Genomic DNA, 2,290 nt, shown 5'->3' with positions numbered 1-2,290 from the left:
CGCTTCTTGGCTGGTTTATCTATAAGGCCCCAGTAATCCTTGTAGTAGTACCCCTATTGGTTACTTTGGAAATCAAAACCTCCAGAGATAGGAAAGCTCATTTCGCAAAGCTTAGAAAAGAGCGTGCTAACGAATCAATTTGCACCTTTTCTAGGTACTTTGACTGTAGGTCTATTGATACATGGGTAATTCGGGCCGTCTACGAGCAACTCCAAAGTTATCTCAACTCAAATAGTAATGACTTTCCCATAATGCCATCTGATGATGTGTTCGAGGATCTTTTAATCGATGATGAAGACTTCGAAATCGACATAATAGAAGAGATTGCTCAACGTACGGGTAGATCGTTAAGCCATGCTAAAGAGAACCAATATTATGGTAAAGCTGGTGTAGTAGAGAATTTAGTGTACTTTTTCAATGAACAGCCAATCGCCACTTAAGCAACCAAGAGTTGTCCTCCAACCAACACTGGAGTCATAAAGCCTAAAATGATGTTAAGCTTTACGTCAGAGTGACATTCGCTAATAGTTAAAACATGAGATAACCATGGAAGTTTCAGCAGAGAATTTTAGAGACACTACCGTAGTGCAGATAGCCATTATCTTTCTTTAGATCCATATAATGAGCTAGGGCCAATTGAAGAGAAAGATAATTTTTTCTTTACGGGTAAATCAATAGAGAAGGTACCGTGCCAGTGCTAATCGGATAAGAGCCGCTCCTTACCCACCTCACTGGATACCCCTAACCATAAGGCCTACAATGATGCTAGGTTTTGTGTAAAGATTGTGGTTATTCGTAGTTAGCGATTTGAATTAATAACGAGTCAATATCCTAAAAATGTTTAAAAAATTATTTCAGCGAATGAATCCTAAATTTCCTGGTGTCTATGGTTTTGCTGGATTTATTTTACTTTTACTTGGCCTATTCGGATTTCAATATGGTGCAGCAATTTTTTATTGGCCTCTTGCATTAATATGTTTTTCCCTTATTTGTTATCCAACACTTTTTTGTTGGGGTCTAATTACTTTTGCATATATTTTAGCTGCTCTTATTTACATCGGATTCACCATTATTGAATTACTAACTAAAGGGCAAAATTCACCCATCTTCTCGGATGGCATACTTGTTTATGGAATTTATGTCGCAATCATCATACTGCTTGCATTTTTCTTATTAATGGCAAAGCCATCAGATATTGATGATAATACTGATCGCTAATTGGGTAAGAGCTGCTAGCAAGCCAGGTTCTGCGATAATCGCCAATGCCACTGCCTATCAACTAGTTTTCATCCCACGATTTTTGATTCTTAGGTAATCTAGACTCATCATCAATAACAACAACTGTATTAGGCTTTGTTTCCCAACACCAAAAGACCCAGTTAATGTCTTGGGCCGTTGCATTGTTTGCAAAGCTTTGAACACGAATACCTGAAACATCATGTTGAATGAGCTTCTTCGCTAATTCCCAGGTAGGTGGTGTATCGCCATTATCAACCATCAACTCCCAGGGGCATGCTAACTCATTAAAACTGGTACCGATTGCTGATAAAGTGCCTGGCTGTGTGAGGTCTAAAACACGTTTACAGTCCACTTGATAAGTACAAAGTGTCAGAGGCTGAGTTTTATAAGGAAATCCTTGCTGGGCTTCTAACCATGCTGTCTCAAACCGCTCTGATGTATAAAGAGCTGGTGTACCTACAGGGTTAAATCGACCACCATGGCGAGCAGCACCTTCACCGGATGTAGGAAGAAATGACCAACGGGGATTATGCGCTCGATATACCTTGCCCTTAAAGCTGATAATAGGCAACTTCAAGCGTAACCCCCTTCTGCAATCCTGCTCAGGTACTTTCTCACCGCTTCCGCTTTACCTTGTTTAACCAAATCTTCAGCAGTAAGGCCCCCAAAGGAGGGTAAAGGCTGAGACCGATACCAGGCAAATGCGGCATACACTGAATCAGTCCAAGGGAGAATTCGATTGATGATTTCGATAACCTCTCGAAGCCTGGTTTGACTCTTTCTCGTTAGTGCTCGACTTTTCTTCGACACAGCATCAGTCGATAGCCCTGTAGCAAACGCAAGCTCAACCTTCGTAATGTGTAACGCAGCAACTAAGGGATCTGTATGGACGTTACCATCTTTACCTATAACGTCACTGATGAATTCACTCCTCATACTATGCCTCTCAGATAGACCATATTTATGGTTATATTAACAGGCCTTAGTTGTAAGTGCAAAGCTGGTGGGTAGCTAAAAAGTTCCGATAACAATAATTACCGGAAGTTTTTTC

At 40.5% G+C, this 2,290-nt stretch carries 4 protein-coding genes; 2 read left to right on the top strand and 2 right to left on the bottom strand.

Annotation, left to right across the window (positions count from 1 at the left end; genetic code table 11):
- The coding region (locus F607_RS35345; protein ID WP_027710391.1) for a hypothetical protein at positions 1 to 440 on the top strand (440 nt) is incomplete at its 5' end.
- Between the two features lie 421 nt (positions 441 to 861).
- Entirely contained in the window at positions 862 to 1,218 is a 357-nt protein-coding gene (locus F607_RS0126400; protein ID WP_169719859.1) for a hypothetical protein, read from the top strand.
- Positions 1,219 to 1,279: 61 nt separating this feature from the next.
- Here F607_RS0126400 and F607_RS0126395 read toward each other — a convergent pair whose 3' ends face one another.
- Entirely contained in the window at positions 1,280 to 1,816 is a 537-nt protein-coding gene (locus tag F607_RS0126395) for an RES family NAD+ phosphorylase (protein ID WP_027710389.1), read from the bottom strand.
- Positions 1,813 to 2,175: an antitoxin Xre/MbcA/ParS toxin-binding domain-containing protein gene (locus tag F607_RS0126390; RefSeq protein WP_027710388.1), complete on the bottom strand. Its 363-nt coding sequence runs from the start codon at positions 2,173 to 2,175 to the stop codon at positions 1,813 to 1,815. Before F607_RS0126390 ends, F607_RS0126395 begins: the two co-directional genes overlap by 4 nt.
- Positions 2,176 to 2,290 lie beyond the last annotated feature (115 nt).

The organism is Zooshikella ganghwensis DSM 15267 (assembly GCF_000428585.1).
GTDB lineage: Bacteria > Pseudomonadota > Gammaproteobacteria > Pseudomonadales > Zooshikellaceae > Zooshikella > Zooshikella ganghwensis.
Note: the sequence above shows the minus strand (reverse complement) of the source record. Positions and strands in the feature narration are given on the sequence as shown.

Bases quoted from the DNA above. Each gene is read 5' to 3' on its own strand.
- F607_RS0126400 (WP_169719859.1), top strand. From the start codon at position 862: ATGAATCCTAAATTTCCTGGTGTCTATGGTTTTGCTGGATTTATTTTA.
- F607_RS0126390 (WP_027710388.1), bottom strand. From the start codon at position 2,175: ATGAGGAGTGAATTCATCAGTGACGTTATAGGTAAAGATGGTAACGTC.